The sequence below is a fragment of the Massilia pseudoviolaceinigra genome, assembly GCF_030846505.1.
In the GTDB taxonomy this organism is placed as follows: Bacteria; Pseudomonadota; Gammaproteobacteria; order Burkholderiales; family Burkholderiaceae_D; genus Telluria_A; species Telluria_A violaceinigra.
Genome location: NZ_JAVCWL010000076.1, coordinates 1 through 2,648 on the forward strand (window position 1 = coordinate 1; position 2,648 = coordinate 2,648).

The window sequence follows — 2,648 nt, forward strand, 5'->3', positions numbered from 1 at the left end:
ATTGCTTCCCGTCCGGATGGCTGATGGATACCCGGCCTGGAATAGGTTCCTCGCTCCGGAAACCCGAAGAACACTCCAGGGAACCATCCCAGGTAGAGCGCCAGCAAGTGTTGCCATTGGCGTATTGCTTTTCTGGCCTGAGCGATTTGTTATACGAATGGGTCCAACGCACGCCAAACCCACGAACCACACGGGGATCCGGATAGGTAGGCGCACTGTTGTAGATACGGCTGAGCGTCAGGTTACTTGCGCCGTTCGACGCATGGTAATCCGTAATGAGGTGCCACATGTTGCCGGTGGCTGGCTGGATCGGTTCGCCTACGGTCGGTCCAGTCGAACCGACGGTTGGTCCTTTGTCAGGACATCCCAGTCCGATATTTTTCCCATCCGCGTCGTCGTTTGCCTCAGGTTGAATACCGACGCATCTCTCGTGCTGGGCAGAATAACGCTGATTTTGCGCTGCGCGGCATACCCATCGCTCGCGCGTCATAGTAAAAATTCCATCGCCGTATTTCGTGTCCTTGGTGCATACGCCATCCTTCATTATAGAGATGTACGCATCCATCGGCTTGCGTGCCCAGGACCTAGTTCCAGACTCATACATTACTTCTGCCCCGTAGACTGATAACGCGGGCGGCACAAAAGTCACTTTGCAATAGGCGTTCGGGTTTGTGCCTTTCATAAATTTAATCGACCTTTTTATTGCGCTCTCCTCATCCACATCTGGAGCCAACTGTATAAGGAAGTACGTATACGGTCCAAACGTGTCCTGCTCAGTCTTGGGCTCCTCCGCCCGCGCATTGACTGCCACGCACAACAGAACTGCCGTCAGCAACGAGAAAAAAATGCGGTGGGGCGATAACCGCGAAGAAAATCTAAAACCTGCAAACGGAAAACCCATCTCATACCTTTGCGTTTTTGAAAGTTGCAAAATTATCTCATGGCACCGTCAATACATTTATATATTCGGAAATAGTTATTTGTTAACGTTGTAATTTTGCACTACCCTACCCTCAACTGTCGCCGCTGGCCTCTATGGCAGCTTTCGCCATACGCCTAAAATGTCGAGTGTGCCTATGCGTACAGAGTGCCATTGATTTGCCTCGCCACGCTCCTGACATTCCGTCGCTAACTGCAAAACTCAGCCTCACAGCCCACGAAATGCGCCAGCAGGTAGGCGCTGATCATCTGCATGGGCGACCTGTCCGGGCCGTCGACCCGGTGCATCTCCAGGGTCAGCGGCCCGGCGGCGTCGCTCACGGCACCAACCCATTTGCCTCGATAAACGCCTGGCACGCACGCCCTGTTGCCAAGTCCTGCTCCACGGCCAGCGTCAACGCTCTAAAATTTCGCTCAACGCTTTCTGAAACCAGCCGGCCGGGTGGATCGGCGCGGTCGCCGCCGCTGGCGCTTTCGGCTTTGGCGGGGGCGGCAGGTCCGCTACAGATGGCGTGACCGACGCGCACCCGACGAGTAGCAATAACAGCAGCAACAGGAGCAAGTTCTTCATTCTTGGCTTTCGTGATTCCGACATTGATGGTGTGCTGCTGAGTCGAAAGGACGGCGTTGTCCTGCACGCGCGCGACGACGGCGCCCAGGTCGCGCGCGGCCCGGTCGCTGACAGCGGCGTCGTAGCCGGCATGCCAAACGTGCGAGCGGTACCCTGCGGCGGCGGCCGCGACAGCGGCTGCCACGGCCAGCGCGGCCCCGATTTTCCAGGCCATCGGAATTGCGGCTAGCGGGATCATTGGGCGGCCACGCACTGCGCATGCGAGCGCTGGCGATCCGTCCACACCCCAGCGCAGCGCCGGGTGCCGGGTGTCGAGCAGTCGTAGCCAGCGGCGAACCGGTACAGCAGGATCGCATCGCAGGCGCCGCGATAGTCGCCGGCATTCAGCCGCTTCACGACGGTGCTGCCGCAAAACGCATTCGAACCGATGTTGTAGGTCAGGTCGACATAGACATCGTATTCCGCCTGGGTCAGCGGCGCGCGCACGCATTGCTTGACCGCACCTTCGTACGCGCCGACGTCGAGCAGTGCCCGCTGCGCTGCCTTGACCGGTGTGGTGCGGTCGCCAGCCTTCACGCCGCCTGTGGTGCCGAATCCAATGGTGGGAACGTCTCCCTTCGTCGGGATGATCACGCCGTCGCTGTAGCCCTCACGTGTGAGGATGCCCACGAACGCTGCGGCGCTCACCACCAGCCCGGCGATGCCCATGCGGACCTTATTTGTCAGTGCCATGGATTTCTTTCTGCGCCAAGAGGCGCGAGACATTTGCGAAAATGGAGATTGCCGCGGCGCCGCCGGCGAACATGCCGTTCGGCACGCCGTCCGGCTTCCAGATGGCCACGGCCACCTCGGCGGCGCCGAATAGTGTCGCGGCGACGTTGAACTTCACGCTCCAGGCTTTGCGCAGGACGGTGCGCCATTCGGGAAGCAGTCTCATTTGCGGCTCGACCGTTCCAGCGCGTCGACACGCATGGCCAGGCCGTCGTTGACACGGCGAAGCTCGTACTGCGCTTCCTTCACCATGTCGAGCCGGCTGTCGCGCTCGTCGACGCGCTTCTCCAACTTCGCCGTATTCATGATGAGCTGGTCGAGCTTATTGGATTGGCCGGCGACGCTCCAGACCATCGCGGCAAGGAAG

General features: G+C 59.4%; 6 protein-coding genes. All 6 read right to left on the reverse strand.

The window, feature by feature from the left end:
• Positions 1-931, reverse strand: a 931-nt coding sequence (locus RBA40_RS32985; RefSeq protein ID WP_306653099.1) for a DUF6531 domain-containing protein, incomplete at its 3' end; no start/stop codon positions are given.
• A 197-nt stretch (positions 932-1,128) separates the two neighbouring features.
• A complete protein-coding gene (locus tag RBA40_RS32990) occupies positions 1,129-1,260 on the reverse strand; it encodes a hypothetical protein (protein WP_306653100.1) in 132 nt (43 codons plus the stop codon).
• Positions 1,257-1,724, reverse strand: a complete 468-nt coding sequence (locus tag RBA40_RS32995) for a hypothetical protein (RefSeq protein WP_306653101.1) — start codon at positions 1,722-1,724, stop codon at positions 1,257-1,259. The genes RBA40_RS32990 and RBA40_RS32995 overlap by 4 nt, the downstream gene beginning before the upstream one ends.
• Before the next feature lie 20 nt (positions 1,725-1,744).
• A complete protein-coding gene (locus tag RBA40_RS33000; protein WP_306653103.1) occupies positions 1,745-2,242 on the reverse strand; it encodes a lysozyme in 498 nt (165 codons plus the stop codon).
• Positions 2,226-2,447 (reverse strand): DUF7940 domain-containing protein, encoded by a 222-nt coding sequence (locus RBA40_RS33005; protein WP_306653105.1) that lies wholly within the window; start codon positions 2,445-2,447, stop codon positions 2,226-2,228. The genes RBA40_RS33000 and RBA40_RS33005 overlap by 17 nt, the downstream gene beginning before the upstream one ends.
• Positions 2,444-2,648 (reverse strand): hypothetical protein (locus RBA40_RS33010; RefSeq protein WP_306653003.1); only part of this gene is annotated, 205 nt, incomplete at its 5' end. The genes RBA40_RS33005 and RBA40_RS33010, both read right to left, overlap by 4 nt.